This is a genomic window from Rhodococcus rhodnii NBRC 100604, assembly GCF_001894925.1.
Lineage (GTDB): Bacteria > Actinomycetota > Actinomycetes > Mycobacteriales > Mycobacteriaceae > Rhodococcus_F > Rhodococcus_F rhodnii.
Map to the genome: position 1 here is coordinate 74,457 of NZ_BCXD01000017.1, position 19,788 is coordinate 94,244.

Annotated in this window: 16 protein-coding genes; 2 read left to right on the forward strand and 14 right to left on the reverse strand. The window is 69.7% G+C overall.

From position 1 onward, the window contains the following. Positions 1–27: 27 nt before the first annotated feature. The 11 genes from RR1_RS13795 to RR1_RS13845 form a co-directional block, all read right to left on the reverse strand. Positions 28–1,011 carry a cutinase family protein gene (locus RR1_RS13795; RefSeq protein WP_010838094.1) on the reverse strand — a complete coding sequence of 328 codons (984 nt, stop codon included), beginning with the start codon at positions 1,009–1,011 and terminating at the stop codon, positions 28–30. 6 nt (positions 1,012–1,017) lie between these two features. Beyond that, positions 1,018–1,587, reverse strand: a complete 570-nt coding sequence (locus RR1_RS13800; protein ID WP_040773008.1) for a DUF732 domain-containing protein — start codon at positions 1,585–1,587, stop codon at positions 1,018–1,020. A 131-nt stretch (positions 1,588–1,718) separates the two neighbouring features. Beyond that, complete coding sequence (locus RR1_RS13805; RefSeq protein WP_051111150.1) at positions 1,719–3,587, reverse strand: alpha/beta hydrolase-fold protein; 1,869 nt, start codon at positions 3,585–3,587, stop codon at positions 1,719–1,721. A gap of 178 nt (positions 3,588–3,765) precedes the next feature. After that, positions 3,766–4,743, reverse strand: coding sequence for an alpha/beta hydrolase (locus RR1_RS13810; RefSeq protein ID WP_010838097.1), 978 nt, complete (start codon positions 4,741–4,743; stop codon positions 3,766–3,768). Positions 4,744–5,127: 384 nt separating this feature from the next. Continuing rightward, the gene (locus tag RR1_RS13815) at positions 5,128–6,951 is read right to left on the reverse strand and encodes an arabinofuranosyltransferase AftB family protein (protein WP_174555429.1); all 1,824 of its coding nucleotides are present in this window, start codon (positions 6,949–6,951) and stop codon (positions 5,128–5,130) included. Between the two features lie 109 nt (positions 6,952–7,060). Continuing rightward, entirely contained in the window at positions 7,061–7,966 is a 906-nt protein-coding gene (locus RR1_RS13820) for a decaprenyl-phosphate phosphoribosyltransferase (RefSeq protein WP_010838100.1), read from the reverse strand. Next, positions 7,963–8,535: a phosphatase PAP2 family protein gene (locus RR1_RS13825; RefSeq protein ID WP_238558987.1), complete on the reverse strand. Its 573-nt coding sequence runs from the start codon at positions 8,533–8,535 to the stop codon at positions 7,963–7,965. Before RR1_RS13825 ends, RR1_RS13820 begins: the two co-directional genes overlap by 4 nt. A 67-nt stretch (positions 8,536–8,602) precedes the next feature. Continuing rightward, a complete protein-coding gene (locus RR1_RS13830) occupies positions 8,603–10,513 on the reverse strand; it encodes a glycosyltransferase (RefSeq protein ID WP_010838102.1) in 1,911 nt (636 codons plus the stop codon). Continuing rightward, positions 10,510–11,724: a UDP-galactopyranose mutase gene (gene glf / locus RR1_RS13835; RefSeq protein WP_010838103.1), complete on the reverse strand. Its 1,215-nt coding sequence runs from the start codon at positions 11,722–11,724 to the stop codon at positions 10,510–10,512. The genes RR1_RS13830 and glf overlap by 4 nt, the downstream gene beginning before the upstream one ends. Before the next feature lie 163 nt (positions 11,725–11,887). After that, entirely contained in the window at positions 11,888–12,652 is a 765-nt protein-coding gene (locus RR1_RS13840; RefSeq protein ID WP_010838104.1) for a MerR family transcriptional regulator, read from the reverse strand. A 33-nt stretch (positions 12,653–12,685) separates the two neighbouring features. Further along, positions 12,686–14,212, reverse strand: a complete 1,527-nt coding sequence (locus tag RR1_RS13845; protein WP_081634145.1) for a SpoIID/LytB domain-containing protein — start codon at positions 14,210–14,212, stop codon at positions 12,686–12,688. Between the two features lie 194 nt (positions 14,213–14,406). On the opposite strand from RR1_RS13845, the gene RR1_RS13850 reads away from it, so the two are divergent. Continuing rightward, the gene (locus tag RR1_RS13850) at positions 14,407–16,407 is read left to right on the forward strand and encodes an N-acetylmuramoyl-L-alanine amidase (protein WP_040773014.1); all 2,001 of its coding nucleotides are present in this window, start codon (positions 14,407–14,409) and stop codon (positions 16,405–16,407) included. On the opposite strand, the gene RR1_RS13855 is transcribed toward RR1_RS13850, so the two are convergent. The 3 genes from RR1_RS13855 to RR1_RS13865 are packed head-to-tail and all read right to left on the reverse strand — an operon-like array spanning position 16,404 to position 18,711. Then, positions 16,404–17,225, reverse strand: coding sequence for a Cof-type HAD-IIB family hydrolase (locus tag RR1_RS13855; protein ID WP_040773016.1), 822 nt, complete (start codon positions 17,223–17,225; stop codon positions 16,404–16,406). The genes RR1_RS13850 and RR1_RS13855 overlap by 4 nt on opposite strands. Continuing rightward, positions 17,174–17,971, reverse strand: coding sequence for a lysophospholipid acyltransferase family protein (locus RR1_RS13860; protein ID WP_010838108.1), 798 nt, complete (start codon positions 17,969–17,971; stop codon positions 17,174–17,176). The genes RR1_RS13855 and RR1_RS13860 overlap by 52 nt, the downstream gene beginning before the upstream one ends. Continuing rightward, positions 17,968–18,711, reverse strand: a complete 744-nt coding sequence (locus RR1_RS13865) for a lysophospholipid acyltransferase family protein (RefSeq protein ID WP_010838109.1) — start codon at positions 18,709–18,711, stop codon at positions 17,968–17,970. Before RR1_RS13865 ends, RR1_RS13860 begins: the two co-directional genes overlap by 4 nt. 94 nt (positions 18,712–18,805) lie before the next feature. Between RR1_RS13865 and RR1_RS13870 the strand changes: the two genes are divergently transcribed. Further along, positions 18,806–19,729, forward strand: a complete 924-nt coding sequence (locus tag RR1_RS13870; RefSeq protein WP_010838110.1) for a hypothetical protein — start codon at positions 18,806–18,808, stop codon at positions 19,727–19,729. Positions 19,730–19,788 lie beyond the last annotated feature (59 nt).

Below are 19,788 nucleotides of genomic sequence, written 5' to 3' on the forward strand. Positions count from 1 at the left end.
ACCCGGTGCACCGCCTCGCGCGTCCCCTCACGAATGAGGCGGTGCGGGCGCCTGCTCGATCAGCGACGCCGCCCAGCCCGCGACCCATTGGGTGGACGTCGTCCCCGCGTCGTCCACCACGAACGACGCGTACTGCGCGTGGACCGGATTGCCCACGTACTCGCCGATGCGCGCCGCCGCCGAGAGCCAGTTGCCGGGCGAGAACGCACCCGCCGGCGCGTCGCAGATGCCGTCGCTCGGCGCGCAGATCTGATACGTGCGGTCGTCGAGTTCGCCGAAGCCGTTCTCGCGGGCGCCCGTCATCGTGATACCCGGGACGTCGAGACCCGCGAGCGAGAGCTCCGCACCGACACCGGCGGGCTCGGGACCGACCGGGATGCCGTGCGCGGGATCGCGGCGGCCGTCGGCGATGAGAGCGACGCCGAGAACGTCCTCCGCAGCGACCGGGCCGTCACCACGCCCGATGCTCGACGCGAGGTCGCCGGCGATCACCGCGCCCTGCGAGAAGCCCGCGAGCACGTACTTCGTGAGCCCGCACTCCGCCATGCGATCCACGAGGAAGTCGCGCGCGACCTGCGTCCCCTCGCCGCGGCTGTTGTTGTACGACTGCTGGCCGTCCGGGGGGATCGCGACGGGATTGGAGAACTGCGCGACGTACGGAACCGTGAAGACGTCGGCACGCGACGGCTCGAACTGCTGCTGCAGCGGCTGCGTCACGTTCAGCATGAGCGACGCGGGATTCGCCTGCGGCGCGTACGGATCGTCCGTCGGGCTCGACTCCCACGTCCCCGGAATCGCCACGACCTGCACGTCCGGGCAGTGCTCGGGCTGCGCCGTCGGCGGCTCCTCGACACCCGGCGGCGTCGGCACCTCGTCGGGCAACCGCCCGGCCAGCAAGTACCACAGGCCCACGACGACGAGAACGACGACGACGACCAGCGCGACGGCGATCAGCACCAGCCGGCGCAGCCTGCTGCCGCGCGAACGCTTCTTTCCTCCGGTCCAGCTCACGTCGCCCTACCGGCAGTAATTCGCGCGCGCCGTGTCGACGTACACCCGGGCGTCGGCCGCAGCCTTGTCCGGCGTGATCTCCGTGCCCGACGCGCTGGCGTCACTGCCGACCATCGCGGTGACGAACACGAGGATCGCCGTGTCGTCCTGGCCTTCGGCGCTCGCCTGGCAGATGTAGTCGGCCGTCGTCACCGCGATCTCGCCGTTGCCGGCCGGATCGATGCCGTTGCCGCGCAACGCCTCGACGAACGCCGCGCCCTCGGGTGTCACGGGAACCTCCGCCGGTCCCGGGTAGCCCTCGGGGACGGGCTCCGGCTCCTCGGCCGGTGCCGTCGCCGCCGACCCCTCACCGGGCGGCGTGCTCGGGGCCGCGTCCTCCTCCGACGTCGGCGCAGCACCCGTGGTGGTCGTGGCGGCCGCCTGCGTCGTGGTGGTCGGCGTCGACGTCGCGGTCGAGTCGTCGCTGCCGCACGCCGTCAGCAGTCCGCCACCCGCTACCGCGAGCAGGCCGACTGCGGCGGCGCGCGCAGTGAACGCGCGAGCCGGGACCGAGCGGAACAGTGACACCTTCGACATGACGACATCCGTCCTTTGCATGCACGACAAAGCTATGAGCGTGGCGATTCGGGGCACAGCCTACCGAGCGGGAAAGGGCCGCAGGCCGCCCCCGCGGGCGGCTGCGGCCGTTCCTCAGGAACACCTCAGGATCAGTGCACCTCGACCGTGTCGCCCATCACCGTGACATAGCCGAACTGGAAGTTCTGCTGCACCCCACCGGGAATCGCGAACTTGTCGGAGATCGGGAAGCCGAGCCGCCCGTTCTCGTAGCCCTCTCGCTCCCACGCGTCGAAGATCGGCCCGAGTTCCACCGTCCACGCACCCGTCGCGTGACTCCAGTAGATGTTGCCCGCCTCGAACTCGTTGAAGCGGCCGTTGTCCTTGACCGGGATCTCGCTCGTCTTCGGGAAGCCGAGCCAGCCGCCCTCCCAACCGGTTTCGGCGTACTTGCGCATGATCTCGCCCTGCACGGCGTGCGTGCCGTTCGCCGGGCTCGTGTACATCGCGCCGATCTCGAAGCCCTGCACCGCGCCGTCCTTGCCGGGCGTCGGCACCTCGGCGCCGACCGGGTACCCGAGGGGGCCACCCTCCCAGCCCTGACGTGCCCACTCGTCGCGGATCACGCCACCGACCGCGTGCGCGCCGGTCTGCGGCGTCCAGTAGATCGAGCCGTTCTGGAAGTGATTGAACCGGCCACGGCCGTCGGGGGTGCCGAGTTCGGGCGACGTCGGGAAGCCGAGCGCGCCACCCGGGCCACCGGTCCGCGAATACTCGCCGCCGATCCGTCCCGCGACCGGCTGCGCACCGGAGCCGCCGTCGAAGATCCGGCCGAAGCGGAAGTCCTGCACCGTGCCGCCGGCGACCTGGTACGCGGGCGTGAGGCAGTCGCCGATCCAGCCGTTCGCCGCGGCGGCACCGCCGATGGAGCCCTCCGCCGAGCACGCGGGCTTGTCGACGGGGACGCCGATCGCATTGGCGAGCTGCGGCCACAGCTGATGCAGCTCGAACTCCCAGTACGGCCACGAATGCGTGCCCGAGGGGCGGTAGACGATCTGCGCGGGGATCCCCAGCGTGTTGAGCTTGGTCGCGAAGGTCTGCGACGTCAGCCGCGACAGGATCTCGAGACCCATGCCCGCGTAGTTCGTGCTCACGCCCGGGATGTCGGACGGCTGATCGTACGGGCCGGTCGTTCCGCTGCCGCTCGACACGTAGAGGCTCACGCCGCGCAGATGCTCGGCGAGCAGATACGGGTCGTGCTCGGCCCACGCGGGCGCCGACGGCGGACCCCACATCGCGCGCGAGTCGAAGCCGCCGGCGTCGATCATCGCGTACTGGATTGCCTGCGGCATACCGAGCGAGGTCGTCGTGAGCATGCCCGACAACGACGCCGCGAAATCGAAGAAGCCCTGGTTGCGGGCCGCGAGGAACATCGCGGACGTCCCGCCCATCGACAGGCCGACGACGCCGCGCGTCTGCGTCGTGCGCCACTGGCCCTCGAGGATCGGCGGGAGCTCCTGCGTCAGGAAGGTCTCCCACTGGTAGTTGCGGCCGTTGTCCTGGTCCGCCCAGTCGGCATAGAAGCTCGACTCACCACCCACCGGCAGGACGACGTTGACGTTCTTGTCGGCGAAGAAGGCCTCGGCGTCGGTCTCGTACGTCCAGCCGTTCTCCTCGTCGGTGGCGCGCAGACCGTCGAGCATGAAGACAGCGGGGAACTTCGCGTCGGGGGTGATGTTCCAGTCGCGGGCGAGCAGCACCTGGACCTGGATGGGCGTGCCCATCGACGGCGAGTCGATCCAGAGCGCAACCTTGCGATCCGACAGCCACTCGACGTTCGACAGCACCGCGCCCGCGCCCGCCTGCGTCGCCGCCGGCGCCGACAGCGCGGGAGCCGCGGCCGCGACACCCACACTCGCGACGGTGCCCGACCCGACCGCGACGAGCGTCGCCGTCAGCGCACCGGCGACCACAGATCGGGACGCGCCCCTGCGCACGCTCCACTTCCGAACCAACCGCATTGCCCTGCCTCTCGCCCACTCACCGAAACCGGACGCGAAAACGCCGCCACCCCGGCCCGTGTCGCGTTGTTTCTACACGCAAACGGGGCCGGGGTGGGGTTGCCACGCTGGGCGAAGCCGCAATTGTCGCCGGCGTTCAGCCGATCGATACCGGCGTTCGGCCGATCGATCCCGGCTGTCAGCCGATCGTTGCCGACAGGTCGGGAGCGAGATCGTGGATCTGCGGCTCCCAGTAGCGCCACGAGTGCACGCCGCGCGGCTGGAAGTTGTAGGTCACGTTGTGCGCGCCGATCGCGGCGAGCTTGACCTGGAAGGCACGCGAGTTCGCGACCGACAGCACCTCGAGCGCGGAGCCCGATCCGGTGTTGACGACGTCGGTCAGCGAGTGCCGGCTCGGATCACCCGGGGCGGGGACGCCGCTGCCCGCGGAGACCCACAGGCGGGTGTTGTTGTCGCGCAGCTTGTTGGCGAACACGAACGGATCGTTGCGCAGCCACGCCGGGTTCCAGGGCGGGCCCCACATGGCGTCGACGTTGTAGCGGCCGGCGTCGAGCATCGCCACGCGGATCGCCTCACGCATGCCCGGTGCCGAGATGTTGAGGTAGCCCGACAGCGAACCGGCGTAGTTGAACTGCTGCGGGTGGTACGCCGCGAGCGTGAGCGCCGCACTGCCGCCCATCGAGATGCCGATGATGCCGTTGTTCCAGGACTGGAAGCCGTACCGGTTCGCGAGCGCGTTCGGGAGATTCTGGGTGAGGAAGCTCTCCCAGCTGTACTTCGTCTCCTGGCCGTTGAAGTTCGACGTGGAGATCCAGTCGGAGTAGAAGCTCGACTCGCCGCCGACCGGCATGACGACGTTGATGTTCTGCGACGCGAGGAACGGACCGACGTTGGTCTCGATCTCCCAGCCGTTGAGGTCGTCACGGGCGCGCAGGCCGTCGAGGAGGTAGACGACGCGGCTCGTGTTGCCGTCGTGCGCACGCCACACGCGGTTCTTGATTCCGCCCATGTCGGAGTCGACCCAGAAGTCCTCGGCGTTCGGGTCGAACGCGGCGTTGGCGATCGCGCCGCCACCGATCGTCTGGACGCCGAGTGGAAGAGCGACGGCCAGAGCGAGCGCTCCCGCCATCCGTTTGATCCAACTCCGTGCTCGCATCTACCCGCTCATCCTCCCGCTCACGGCTCGCGCCCGGTGCCGGGCACGAGCGAGGCTCTTCCATCTCGGTTCGGTCACGGGCGCAGGCCCGCATGCGACGCCGATGCTTCGGCGCCGAGCCGCCCGCGCAGTGTTGACTGCGCGGGCGGCGACGTGTCGCGATCACCTTATAGACAGCCGCCGCGCGCGGCATGTCCGGTGTCCACTGTGTGAAGTTGTCCGTACAGGCGAAACGCCCGGACGGGTGCAGCAGGAGCTCACCGCTTCCTGGACGCGAGTCCAGCTTTTCGTGCGGGAGCATGTGGCAGGCACTGTATGTCACCGAAAGGTCACGCACAATCCCGGAGTCGTGGCGATCGTGATCTGGGCGTTATCCGAACCGCCTCATCGGATCTCGTCCTCGGGTACCGGCGACGGGAGCCCGCACCGCTGCAGCTCGTACTTCGGGACACGATCGAAGCGATAGTCCGCGTACTCGAACGCGTTCTTGACGTTCTGCTTGAAGCGCGGCCACGTCAGCTCCGACCGCGACGACGTCAGCAGTTCCTGGGTCTCGGGGCAGGTGATCGCCACCTTCGCCCGCGCGACCCACTGCTCGTCGAGGAAGCCCGGCAGCCACGGATGGACGTCGACCATCCCGGTGTCGGCGACGACCCAGTCCGGGAACAGGTTCTTGTCGTGACCGATGCGGCCGTCCTCGAGCCGTTCGGTGTGTGCCGCGAGCGGGTACGCGAGCCCCATCTGGTCGTAGACGCGAACGTCGAGCCCGACGTTCATGCTCGTCATTCCCAGATTGAGGAAGTACACGGTGTGTCCGGCGCCGTCCTCCGGGATCGGCGCGGGCGGCGGGACGACGAACCAGAACGTGTAGTCGCCCGACGGCAGCAGCAGCCCACCGTCCGGGGTGTGCTCGATCGTCGCGGCCATCGCACGCATCCGCGGGTAGTCGAGGTAGTCGCTGGCGCGGATCGGATGATCGTGGCCCGTGTTGAGGACGTAGAACGCACGCTCGTCGACGATTCCGGACTTTCCCACCACCGCACCCTCGGGCATGCCCGTGGTGTTCGCAGCGAAGATGCTCCACACCACCGTCCCCACCCACACGACGGCGGCGACGCCGAGCAGGCCGCGCTCGCGGCCCGTCCGCTGCCCGCGGGGCGGGATCCGGACGGGAAGGACGGCGACCGGGAGCAGCAGCAGGAAGAGCGGCGGCAGCAGCACGCGGCCGTGCATGAAGTCGCCACCGACGCGCATCGAGTACAGCGCGAGCACGATGCCACTGACGACGGCGAAGACGACGATCGCGCCCGGCGTCCGCAACCAGCGCTGCACCCTGCGCACGTACAGCGGGAGACCGGCGCGCTCGGCACCTGCCCGGACCGCCGCCTCGCCGGCGTCGCTGCGTGCCGCGGCACCGCTGAGCCGGGCCACGGCGACACCGACCACGAGCAGCACGAGCGGAAGCCACAGCAGGTACGGACCGAGCAGGTTCCACAGATATGCGAAACCCTGATCCCACTTCGCGCCGCCCGCGTCCTTCGCGACGGCGGTGTTGGGGTACGGCAGCGCGTAGTAGCCCATCCGCCAGATCTGGTACCCGAGCGGCACGACGGCCGCGACGACGACCATCGCGACGCGCACCCGCCACGTGCTCGCCGCGAAGAACACCATCGCGAGCGCGAACGCGGCGGGAATCGCCAGCTCGGGCCGTACGAGCGGGCCGAGACCCGCGACGAAGCACAGCACGAGCACCGACGTCGTCGACGGCACGGCCGCGGTGCTCCACCGCATGAGCAGCAGCCACAGCAATGCCAGCCAGAACAGCACGAGGCACGTCTCGAGGCCCGACGTCGCGAAGTCGCGTGCCGGCGGAACCGCGATGAACACGAGCACACCGGCGGGCAGCAGCGCGAGCACACCGCCCGGCCGCACACTCGCGCGATACAGCCGCGCCGTGCCGAACATCGCGAGCACGATCGCACCCGTCGACAACGCGAGCGCGAGGGTCAGCACGACGTACTCGAGCCGCACTCCCGTCAGCCACCCGCCCGCGTACACGAGGTACGTCCAGACGGTGCTGGTGTTCGCTTCGACGCGCTCGCCCGCGTTGAACACGGGACCGTTGCCCGCCAGGAGGTTGCGGACGGTGCGCAGCACGATGAGGCCGTCGTCGGCGATCCACCGGCGCTCCCACGCACCCCAGAACATGAGCAGCGCCGACACGGCGACGCCCACACCGAAGACCCATCGGGACGTCACGCCGGCCCGCGAGGGCCGCTCGGGTTCGGAACCCTCGGCCGCGGCCGGCCGAGTCCGATCAGACGACGTAGACAGCGACACCGACCACACCGACCCACAGGACAGCGAGAATCTGCAGGACCCGATCCTTGAACGCGATCTCCTCCGGCTCCCCCGCTTCACCGCCGTCGACGTCCACGGCGTACCGCAGGATCGCGACGGTGAACGGCACCATCGAGAGCGCGTACCAGTTGGTGTCCTTCATGTCGTCCTGCTGGAACGCCCACAGGCCGTAGCACAGCACGACGGCCGTGGCGCTCAGCGTCCACACGAAACGCAGGTAGGTCGTCGTGTACGACTGAAGCGACTTGCGGATCTTCGCGCCGGTGCGCTCGGTGAGCAGCAACTCGGCGTACCGCTTGCCCGCCGCCATGAACAGCGAGCCGAACGCCATGATGAGCAGGAACCACTGCGACAGTTCGATCTCGGCCGCGACACCGCCGGCGATCGCCCGGATGAGGAAGCCGGACGACACGATGCAGATGTCGATGACGGCGTGATTCTTCAGCCCGAAGCAGTAGGCGAGCTGGATGCCGATGTACACCGCCATCACGACCGCGAGATTCCAGTTCGCGACGAACGACAGGCCGATCGAGGCGACCATGAGGACCGCCGCGGCGATGTACGCCAGCTTCACCGGCACGATGCCGGCGGCGATCGGACGGAAGCGCTTCGTCGGATGCGCGCGGTCGGACTCGACGTCGATCGCGTCGTTGACGAGGTAGACACCCGACGCCGCGAGACAGAACACGACGAAGGCGAGCAGCACCCGCAGCAAGATGTCGAGCTCGAACGCACTGCCCGCCGCGATCGGCGCCGCGAGGACGAGGACGTTCTTGACCCACTGCCGCGGCCGCATGGTCTTGATCAGACCGCCGAGCAGGTTCTTGGGCGGCTCGGCGACCTGCCGCGCGTCCTCGCTCATCGTTCCCCACTCTTCTTCTCGGAGCGTCTTTTCTCGGGGCGTCTCTTCTCGGGGCGTCGCTTCTCGAATCGCAGCACCGCGCCGGCGGACGCCGCACCCAGTGCCGAACCCGCGAGCACGTCCGTCGGGTAGTGCACGCCGAGGATCAGGCGCGACAACAGCATCGGCGGCACGATCACCGCCGGCAAGGGTAGCCCGGTGAGCCGGCCCATCAGCACGGCGGCGGCGGTCGTCGACGTCGCGTGCGACGACGGGAAGCTCAGCTTGCTCGGCGTCGACACCCCGACCGCGACGGCCGGGTCGTCGGGACGCGGGCGGCGCACGATCCGCTTGACGACGATCGACGCGGCGTGCGCGCCGACCGCACCGATGGCGGCGGCGGCCCACTGGCGGCGGCGGGAGCGGTCGACCACGGCGCCGACACCGGCGACGGCGACCCAGCCGAGCGCGTGCTCACCGAAGTGCGACATCGCGCGTGCAGCCGTCACGGCGCCCGGGACCGAACCGACGGTCGCCTGCACGCCCTCGAGCGCCCTGATCTCCCAGGACGACGGCGGCTGGGTGGGCAGTTTGCGGACGGTGGGAGCCGCGGCCCCCGTGCTCGCGGCGGCTCGCGAACGCTCGGTCGATGCCCGCTCAGTCGATCCCGAAGACACGTTCCCACCTCTCCTTGCTCGTCAGATCCGGTGCCGCGTCACGATAGCGTGCGCTCGTCTCGGGGAACCGGGCGAGGAGCTCACGGCGCAGCGCGAACGCGCGCTTGCCGAGTTCGAGGGCCTGCTTCGGGTTGCGCTTGCGGTAGACGACACCGCGGCCGTCCGCCGTCGTGACGGTGACGCCGTCGACCTGCGACAGCAGGAACCAGCGCGCGTCGAGGGTCGGGACGTTGAGCTGCGGCTGCTCGTGATGCCGCTCGTCGGCGGGCCGCACGCTGTGCACGAGTCCCTTCGCGAGGCGCGCGATCTTCGCGATCGGGTTCGCGGGCTCGCCCACGGCCCCGACGCCGTCGCCCGACGGCAGCGGCAGCTCCGTCGCCGACTTCAGCACGACGGCGTCCGGGAACTGCTTGCGCAGCGCCGCGACGTCGCCGAGCGCCGACTCCAGCTGCGCCGCGATGTGCTCGGGGCCCGCGAGAAAGTCCTCGATCGCCTTGTTCTGGATGGCGACCGTCGAGTACTCGAGGCACAGCAGATGCTTGATCGTCGCCTTCACGCTGCTCACGACGAGACCGCGGATCGACTGCGGGAAGTGGATCGACGCGACGACGAGCCGGTTGCGCAGGTGGAAGTACGCCTGCCAGTCGATCGCGTCGTCCTTGTCCGACCACGCCATGTGCCAGATCGCGATGCCCGGCACCGTCACCGTCGGGTAGCCGGCGGCCTTGGCGCGCAGCGCGAACTCCCAGTCGTCCCACTTGATGAAGAGCGGCATCGGCAGGCCGATCTTCTCCGCCGTCTCGCGCGGGATCATGCACATCCACCAGCCGTTGCCGTCGACGTCGATGCGGCGGTGCAGCTGCTTCGAGTTGTCGCGGTCGGAGAGCGGGTACTTCGAGAAGTCGTGGTCGTACTCGGCGTGCGGTGCACCCGTCCACATCACGGCGCCGCGGTCGATGACCTCGCCCATCGTGTGCAGGTGGCTGCGTTCCTGCAGGTTGAGCATCTGGCCGCCGACGAGCATCGGTGTCTTCGCGAACCGCGACATCGCCAGTGCGCGCAGGACGGAGTCGGGTTCGATCTCGATGTCGTCGTCCATGTACAGCACGTACGGGCTGTCGGTCGTCTTCAGCGCCTCGTACATGATCCGGCTGTAGCCGCCGGAGCCGCCGAGATTCGGCTGATCGTGGATCGTGAGCCGGCCGCCGAGCGCCGCCGCGGCTTCGGCGTAACCGGGCTCGTCGACGACCTTGCGGGTGCCCTGGTCGGGCATGATCACGGCGTCGATCACGTCCAGCACGAGCGGATCGGACGCGAGCGCCGCGAGCGCCTTGACGGCGTCGGTCGGCCGGTTGAACGTCGGGATGCCGACGGCGACCGAACCACGACCGGGCGCCTCGGTCGGCGCGTACCAGCCGGCCGCCTCGAGGACGACGTCCGTGTCGGTCGTGACGTCGAACCAGATCCACCCGCCGTCCTCGAACGGACCGAGATCGAGCACGAACTCGAGGTCGGCGTCGCCGTCCTCGAACTCGCGGCCGTCGACATGGATGCGCGAGCCGTCGGCCTTCGAGCGGTACACGTCGACGCGGCAGTGGCCCGTGAGCGTCACCCGCAGCACGACGGACTCGAGCGTCGTCCAGCGCCGCCAGTAGCTCGCGGGAAACGCGTTGAAGTACGACCCGAACGACGACTCGGACTCCGGGCCGAGCGCGACGGACGTACGCGAGAGTGCGTGCGCGCGTGTCGAGTTCGTCGTCGACTCGTCGAGATAGAGCGAGCGGACGTCGAGCGGCTCGCCCGGCCGGGGCAGCAGCACGCGCTGCAGCAGCGCCTTGCCGGTGTACTCGATCGTGTCGTTCTCGCCGTCCAGCAGGTGGCGCGCGTTCATGCGTCGTCCTTCGTCAGTGGCAGACCGTCCCGCAGGTGCGGTTCGAGGACGTTGTCGAACATCGACAGCGCACTCGCGATCGCCATGTGCATGTCGAGGTACTGGTAGGTGCCGAGACGGCCGCCGAACAGGACCCTGTTCGATGCCGTCTCCGCCTTCGCGCGGTCGCGGTAGGCCTGCAGCTTCTCGCGGTCGGCGGGCGTGTTGATCGGGTAGTACGGCTCGTCGCCGCTCTCCGCGAACCGCGAGAACTCGCGCATCACGACGGTCTTGTCCGACGGGTACTCGCGCTCGGGGTGGAAATGGCGGAACTCGTGGATGCGGGTGAACGGGACGTCCGCGTCGTTGTAGTTCATGACGGGCGTGCCCTGGAAATCGCCGGTCTCGAGCACTTCGGTTTCGAAATCGATTGTGCGCCAGCCCAGCTCACCTTCCGAGTAGTCGAAGTACCGATCGAGCGGACCCGTGTAGACGACGGGCGCGTCCGGGCTCTCGGCGCTCAGTTCACCCTGCACCTCGAACCAGTCGGTGTTCAGCCGCACCTCGATCTTCTCGTCGGCGGCCATGTTCTCGAGCCACGCCGTGTAGCCCTCGACGGGCAGGCCCTCGTACGTGTCGTTGAAGTAGCGGTTGTCGAAGGTGTAGCGCACCGGCAGGCGCGTGATGTTCGCGGCAGGCAGGTTCTTGGGGTCCGTCTGCCACTGCTTCGCGGTGTAGTCGCGCACGAACGCCTCGTAGAGCGGGCGCCCGATGAGGCTGATCGCCTTCTCCTCGAGGTTCGAGGCGTCCTTCGTATCGATCTCGGCGGCCTGCTCCGCGATCAGCGCGCGCGCCTCGTCCGGGCTGTAGTAGCGGCCGAAGAACTGGCTGACGAGGCCCAGTCCCATCGGGAACTGGTACGCCTGGCCCTCGTGCATCGCGAACACGCGATGCTGATAGTTCGTGAAGTCGGTGAACTGGTTGACGTAGTCCCAGACCCGCTTGTTCGACGTGTGGAACAGGTGCGCGCCGTACTTGTGGATCTCGATACCCGTCTGCGGTTCGGGCTCGGAGTACGCGTTGCCGCCGATGTGGTGACGGCGATCGATCACCAGGACACGCTTGCCCAACTGGCTCGCGGCGCGCTCGGCGACGGTCAATCCGAAGAATCCCGACCCGACCACGATGAGGTCGTAGCGGCCCGGGCCTGTGGTCTGTGGGGAAGCGGTCACGATGAACCAGGGTAAGCGACCGGCGGATTCTCGCCGCGCAGCCCCGGCGGCGGCGTCGCTCACCCCCTTCCCTCGCGGCGCGATGTCACACCGTGCGCGCTCGGTGCACACGATGTGACATCGCGCCGTGCGAGCGAGGCACCAGCGCCGGTCGAGCGGGGCACTAGCGACGATCGAGGTGCGCGAGGACCGCGTCGCGCACCAGCCGAGCGCCGCCCACGCCGCCGTAGTTCGCGGCGAAGCGCTCGTCGTCCACGTACATCTGGACCAGCCCGCGCACGTACTCGCCGCGCAACTCGCCGGAGTCCGTCCGCGGCACGCCGGGCGCCGCGTTCAGCCACGCCAGATGACGCCGCGCGAGCGCCTGCGCCCGCTCACCGTCCGGCGCCTCCCCCGCCGACGCGGCGTCCTGCCACTCCGACGCGAGAGCACTCGCCTCGCGAGCGAGGTCGCGACGCTCGTCGCCGCTCATTCCGCGCCAGCCCTCGTCGGCCTCGCGGTAGGCGTCCTCGCCCCACCGCTCGATCACTTCGCTCTTGTGACGGGTGTGATCGAACCCGTCGAAGGTCTCGTTCATCACGAGAGGCTCACCTGCTTTCGTTCTGCGAATCGTCGACCGCACCGACTCGATCTGCCGAGTCAGGCGTCGCTGCTCACGTTCGAGCAGCTCGAGGTGAGTGGTCAGCGCCGACACCGTGTCGGATTCGCCGTGCAGGACCGTCTCGATCTCCCGCAGCCCGAGCCCCAGATCACGCAGGAGCAGGATGCGCTGCAGCCGGACGACGCCGGCGTCGTCGTACCAGCGATAGCCGTTCGCGCCGATCCGACTGGGCCTCAGGATCCCCACGTCGCCGTAGTGACGCAACGCGCGGCTCGTCGTCCCTGCAGCCGCGGCCAACTCGGAGATCGACCATTCCCGTCCACTCACGGATTCAGCATGCAGGTTGACGCTGCGTCAAGGTCAACCCTCGACGGGCTCTTCGCCGCTCGGCTCCCCGGCATCACCGGCCGAACCGGTGCCGTCGGGAATCCATTCACGCAACACCGACGAATCGACGACCTGCGCTCCGAGCGACTGCGTCCAGATGATGACGCCGCCCGTGTACAGGCGGAACACGCCCGCCTCGTTCGGGAGCATCATCTGCGGGCCGAGCGGTGCGCCGAGCGTGCTCGCGGCACCGCCCAGTTCGCGGTACTTCTCGTCGACGGGCGACACGGGACCACCGACGTTGTTCCCCGGCGAGTTCAGTTCCGGTTCCGGCTCGGCGACCGTCGGCGGCGCCACCGCACCCTCGGTGATCGTGAACCAATCCGATCGCAGGTCGAGGGCGCGACGTGCCTCGATTCCCCCGACCTCGACCTCACCGTCGGATCCGGTCACCTTCAGCGTCGTGACCCGGCCGCCGTCGGCACCCGAGCCGTTGCGCACGGCCACCACGTCGTGGAGTTCCCCCACACCGAACGCCGACGCGATCTCGCCCGCCGTCGTCGCGACGACCCAGTCGTGGTGCGGCGACTCGGTGTCGCCGCGATCCTCGACCGCGGGGAAGTCGCCGCCCGCCGTCCAGCCGCCGGTGGACGCCGAGAACTCCGCCTTGACGGGCGCGCCGTCGCGCACGAGCACGGAGCGGGACGTCGAGCGCACGGCGTCGGTCGTCCGCGGATCCTCCGCGCCGGAGCCGCCGTACACCTGGCAGTCCTGCGTGTCGCACGTGTCGGCGTAGCTCGTGCGGTTCTCCGTCGACGCGTACGAGCGTGCCGCGATCGCCTGTGCGCGCAGTGCCTCCGCACCGCCCGTGTCGGCCCAGTCCGGACGCGATTCGGCCGGCACGACCGCGAGGAGATAGTCGTCGAGGTCGACGGAATTGACGACGCGCGGCGCGGTGCCGTCGAGCGCGACGCCCAACGAGCCTCGATAGCTCGCCGATCCGTCGCACAGCCTCAGATGTTGATCCGCGGGCCGGTCGGGCGCGAGATCCACGGGATCGACCCACGGATGATCGGTCTGCGCCTGCCACAGGACCTCGCCGCCGCACCCCTGGGTGACGACGACGTTCGCCCCGCCACCGGGCGTCGGTTGCAGGTGAGCGGCTTCGCCGGGCGCGAGCGGCCGGCCCGCGACGGACCCGCCCGCATCGGAGTAGACGTCGAGTTGGCGGTCGTCCTGGCCGACGAGGCGGACGGTGATCGCGGCGCCGGGCGCCGCGTCCAGCGTCGTTCCGCCGTAGTAGTGGCTCAGGATTCGCTCGGCGGCCCAGCCTTCGTTCTTGGCGTAGCCGTACGCACCCCACTGACCCATTCCGCGGCCGTGACCGTGGCCGTGGCCGGTGATGGTGTAGGGAGTGTCGGCCGCCACCACGGGTGCGACGTCGTCCGGCGAGAGCACGTGGGAGGCCCCTACTGCGGCGACGGCCAGCACGGGCACCGCTGCCAGCGCGAACGACGCGCGACGACGAGGGCGGGCTGGGGCGAAGAGTGCGAGACGCATGGCGAGGACTTCCTGTAGCCGAACCACGAGCGGACCGATGCCGGACCGTGACCAGCAACCCTCAATCTAAGGTTGAGCGTTATGGTTGCCTGTGGCTAGTCTGACACACGGACCCCAGGCGTCAACTTCATTCACACGTGTCAGTTCAGTAACACAGGCCCGTGCCAGGGAATCGAGAAATCGAGGAGATTGCAGTGCCACACCGTCGACCGAAGCCCTCGCTCGTGCTCGGGGCAGTAGCCGCGGTGGCCGTTGCCGGACCGCTCGCCGTCTACGGGACGGCGTCGCTCGGGTCCACCGAGCGCGCCGACGAGCCCCGTCGAGCCTCCGAGACCACGGTCTCGACCGACATCGCGAAGGTCACCCTCGAGCAGGTACCCGACATCGTGATCCCGCTGAAGGACCTCACCGGGCTGAATCTGCCGGACGTCGACCTCGGCGCGCTGCGCAGCATTCGGCTCCCCGACTCCATCACCATCCCGAGTTCCATCCCGCTTCCCGGCGGCGGTGAGCTGAAGATTCCGCTCGCGCCGCTGCCGTCGGACATCGCGGCTCCCGAGACGCCCGCGCCCACGCCCGCCACCGAGGCCGGCGCCGTCGTCAAGCAGCTCGAACGCGACACGCCGTTCAGCATGGTCGCGCTGACCTCCGAGACCGTCGCCTCGGCGCAGTCGAAGGTGCGCGCCCAGCGCGAGGACGGCAGCTGGGGCCCGTGGTTCACGCCCGACGCAGTCGACGCGTCGCCGTCGGGAGTCGACGGCTTCACGGGCACGGCGACCGAACCCGTTCACGTGGGATCGACCCGCGCCGTCCAGGTGCTGACGCCGAACGCCGATGCACCGGCACCGGCACCGGCGGAAGAGCAGCCCGCACCCGAACCCGCTGTGCAGCCTGCGCCCGAACCCGGTGCCGAGCCCGCCGAGGGCGCGCCGCTCGGCTACGTCCCGGCGTCGCAGTCGACGCCGCTCGCGATCGGCGCGGACGACGTCACCGCGGTCCTCATCGATCCCGGTACCGGCCCGGACGACTCCTATCTCTCCGACGTCGCAGCGCCGCTCGGCGGCGGGCCGTCGGTCATCACTCGCGCGCAGTGGGGCGCCGACGAATCGCTGCGGTGCCAGGAGCCGGTCTACGACGACGCTCTCGGCGGCGCAACCGTTCACCACACCGCCGGCAACAACGACTACACCAAGGCCGAGTCGGCCGGCATCGTCCGCGCCATCTACGCGTACCACGCGCAGACGCTCGGCTGGTGCGACGTCGGCTACAACGTCCTCGTCGACAAGTACGGCCAGATCTTCGAGGGTCGTGCGGGTGGTCTCGACCGGCCCGTCCAGGGCGCCCACACCGGCGGCTTCAACGAGAACACCATGGGCATCGCTATGATGGGCGACTTCTCGACGGTGAACCCGCCGCAGGCGACCGTCGATGCCGTGGGCAAGTTCCTCGGGTGGCGACTCGGCAAGGCGGGGCTCGACCCGCAGGGAACGACCCGGATGTGGTCGGAAGGAACGGATTTCACGTTCTACCCGCAGGGGGCAGCGGTCGATCTGCCGATCATCTTCGCGCACCGCGACGTCGGGAACACCTCGTGCCCCGGTGACGCCGGGTACGCCCGCATGAACGAGATCCGCCAGATCGCGGCGGCGAACACCGGTTCCGGTTCGGACGTCCTCGCGTCCGCTCCCGCACCCGGCGCTCCTGCCGCTCCTGCCGCACCGGAAGCCCCGACCAACAGGGCCTCGGGAGTCGTTCCGGGAGAGAACATCCCGGAACTCATCGGCGAACTCGTCCGGCTGACCGATCACAGCGTGATCGCCCAGAAGTGGATCGCGGAAGGTGGCGACACCGGCCCGCTCGGAGCCTCGCTCTCGCCCGTCCACCAGGTCTCGGCCGGCTACGAAGGAGCCGAGTTCGTGAACGGCGGGATCTACACGTCACCCAACGGTGGAGTGTGGGCCGTCCTCGGCGAGATCTACCGCTCGTGGCAGGCGTTCGGTGCCGGAATCGGCGAACTCGGACTGCCGACCAGTGACGAGTACCCCGTCCCCGACGGGCTGCGCACCGACTTCGAGAACGGATCGCTGATCTTCAACCAGCTCACCGGCATCGTCACCAAGGTGCTCAAGACCTACAACGACAACTACGACCAGGCGCTGGAGCAGGAAGCCCCGGCACCGGCACCGGTGGGCTAACCCCACCACCGTTCGAGAACGCGCGCGACGCCGTCGTCGACGTTGGTGCTCGTCACCTCGTCGGCGGCGGCTTTCGCGTCGGGGTGGGCGTTCTCGACGGCGACGCCGTGGTCGGCGAGGGACAGCATGGGGATGTCGTTGGGCATGTCGCCGAACGCGGCGATCCGCTCGAGTCTCACTCCGATGACGTCCGCGATCGCGAGGAGTCCGGAGGCCTTGGTGACGCCGGGGGCGGCGAGTTCGATCAGGCCGTTGTCGGTCGAGTAGGTCATGTCCGCCTTGCCCACGATGTGCGGGGCGAGGATCCGGGCCATCTCGTGGCTCGTCGCACCGGGCAGGCGGACGAGGAGCTTCACCGCGGGCGCGGAGATCAGGTCGTCGCTCGACATCTCGGTGTGATCGGGGTTGAGCCACGCGTGCTCGTAGCCGGGAGCACTGACGAACTGCGGGGTCGCGGTGTCGTGCGCGGTGCGCCCGATCCGCTCGGCGGCCAGTCCCGCGCCCGGCAGGACTGTCGTCGCGAGGTCGGAGAGCCAGGCGAGCGTGTCGACGTCGAGCGTCGCCGCCCACAGGATCGAGTCGGCGGCACTGTCGTAGAGCACCGCACCATTCGCGCACACGGCCATCGGCGCGAAGCCGAGACCGTCGGTGACGGGCTCGATCCACCGGGGCGGCCGGCCCGTGGCCAGGACGAACGGCGTCCCCGATTCGGCGACTGCCTGCACGGCGGCACGTGTACGTGCGCTGATGCGGTCGTCGTGATCGATCAGCGTTCCGTCGACATCGGAGGCGACGAGTCCGGGTCGGGGTGAGCGCACCCGTCCATTGTGCCCGGACCGGGGCCGGGTGAGCCGTCGACGTGCTCCGTGCCACGGATGTCCTCGCACGACGGTGCCGGTGCGCTGCCGCCGAGCCTGGCCGGAACCCACGGCGCTCCGGCCGGGTGGTCGAAGCCGGACTGCACCTCGTCGAGGACGGATCGCATCGCCCTCCGCAACGTGCCGGTGAGCGCCCGCGGATCCCCGATCGGCGGAATCGGATCTCCGACGCCCACCGCGATCGGGTACCGGTGTCTACCGATCGAGCGAGGCACTCCCTTCGACGCGATGCGCTGGGCGCCCCACACGATCATGGGGACGATCGGGACACCCGCGTCGAGCGCCATGCGGGCCGCGCCCGACTTGAACGTCTCGAGTTCGAAGCTGCGGCTGATCGTCGACTCCGGGTACACGGCGACGAGATCTCCCCCACGCAGCGCCGTCACGGCCGCAGCGTACGAGTCCGCGCCGGCGGAACGGTCGACGGGGATCACGCCACACCCACGCATGAGCACGCCGAGTACGGCGTTGTCGGCGAATTCCGCTTTCGCCATGAGCCGTACTCGGCGCTGCGCGCCGCGTGCCGCGAGCGCCATCGGAAGGAAGTCGAGGTAGCCGGTGTGATTGACCGCGACGACTGCTCCGCCCCGGGACGGGATGTTGCCGAGTCCGGCATAGGCGATCTGCAGCCCCTGGACACGCGCAACCACTCGCAGTGTGCCCTCGACGGCCGGGTAGAGCCTCACGTGTCGCGTTTGCGCGCGGCTCGCGCCTGCGCCTCCTCGGTATCCATCGCGTCGGCTTCCTCGAGTGTGGGAGCGGAGCCACCGAGCTTCGCGGGCACCCAGTATTCGCCCGCCGGATGGTCGTAGCCCTTCTGCAGGTCCTCGAGCATCCGTGTCATCGTCGAGCGCAATCGCTCCGTCAGCTCCGGCGCAGTCCCCTCGGGAGCGATCGGCTCGCCGACGGCGATCGAGATCGGCGTGTTCGTCCGTCCGAGCCGCTTGGGGTGGCCCTTCGTCCACACCCGCTGCGCGCCCCAGACGACGACGGGGACGATGGGCACGTCCGCCTCGACCGCCATCCGTGCCGCGCCCGACTTGAACTGCTTGATCTCGAAGCTGCGGCTGATCGTGGCCTCGGGGTACACGCCGACCAGTTCGCCGTCGCGGAGCGCCTGGACCGCGGCGCGGTAGGAGTCGGCGCCGGCGGTGCGATCGACGGGAATGTGTCGCAGCGCGCGCATGATCGGACCGGAGATCTTGTTGTCGAAGACCTCCTTCTTCGCCATGAAGCGGATGTAGCGCTTCGGCGTACGGGCGGGCAGCCCCGCATAGGTGAAGTCCATGTAGCCGGTGTGATTGATGGCGACGACGGCCCCGCCGGTGCGGGGGACGTTCTCCGCCCCGGAGACGGTGAACTTCAGCCCCTGCGCGAAGAACACGGTGCGGGCGACGCCGATGACGAACCGATACACGGGATCCACACCGGTCAGCGTAGCGGCAGTCGGGCGACGCGGCCCACAGCACGCCGTCCGTGTGACGCCTACTGCTGCGGGCGATGCCGGTTACCCTCGACGCGTGCCTTCGCCCGTTCGGTCGCTCGCGTTCGCCGCCGTCGCCGTCGCCGGATCGCTGATCCTGCTTGCCGCGGTGGCGCCGAGGTGGGACGACGGCACGTCCGGTCTGCCGCAGGACTCGGGCGCGCAGGACGGCAGCGGCGCGGTGGACGACAGCGGCGCGGTGGACGACAGCGGCGCGGTGGACGACAGCGGCGCGGTGAACGGGGCACGAGACCGCGAACCGAACGAACCCGCCGCACCCGACGACTCCGGCCTGCTCGCCCCGCCGCCGCTTCGGCCCGTCGTGGCCCCGGCCGCGGCCGATCCGGCGGCCGCCGCCGCCCTGCAGGCGTGGGTCGACGACGTCTTCGCCGACCCACGCGTCCTCGACGAGAGGTGCGCACTCCAGGCACCATCCCGCCGTACCGACGTGGACGCCGAGGCGATCGCCGCCGCCGTGACGCGGCCGGGAATCGCCGACCCGTACGCGGTGACATGGACCGGCGACGATGCGATCGTGTCCGTCGTCCGCAGCGACGTCGCGTCGGGTTATGCGTGCGGTTACGTCCGTTCCTCGGAGTCGGACCCGATGTTCGGGCCGGACGACGCGCACTGGGCCGTCGTCCGATACCTCGCCCGCACCGGCGGCACTCCCGTGTTCCCCGGCGACTCGGAGACGACGTACCCGTTGGTGTGTCCCGGCAACTCGCCGTGGGATCCGGACGGGACGGGCTCGGGCGGGCTGCCCCCGTTGCAGACGGCCGCCGCTCCCTCGGCCCGTGTCGACGTCGACGCACTGTCGTCCGCGCAGCCGGTCACTCGCGTGCTCCCCGGCGGCTATCTCGAGGTCTCCGTCCCCGCCGCGACGGAGTCCGGCGACGAGACCGTCACGGCGATCACCGCCGTCGGCCCCGACGGCTACTGCCTCGGCGAGTTCCGTTGAACTACGTCACACCAGCGCATACGCGGTGTCCGGTTTTTGCTCCGACCCCCGGGTGAGCG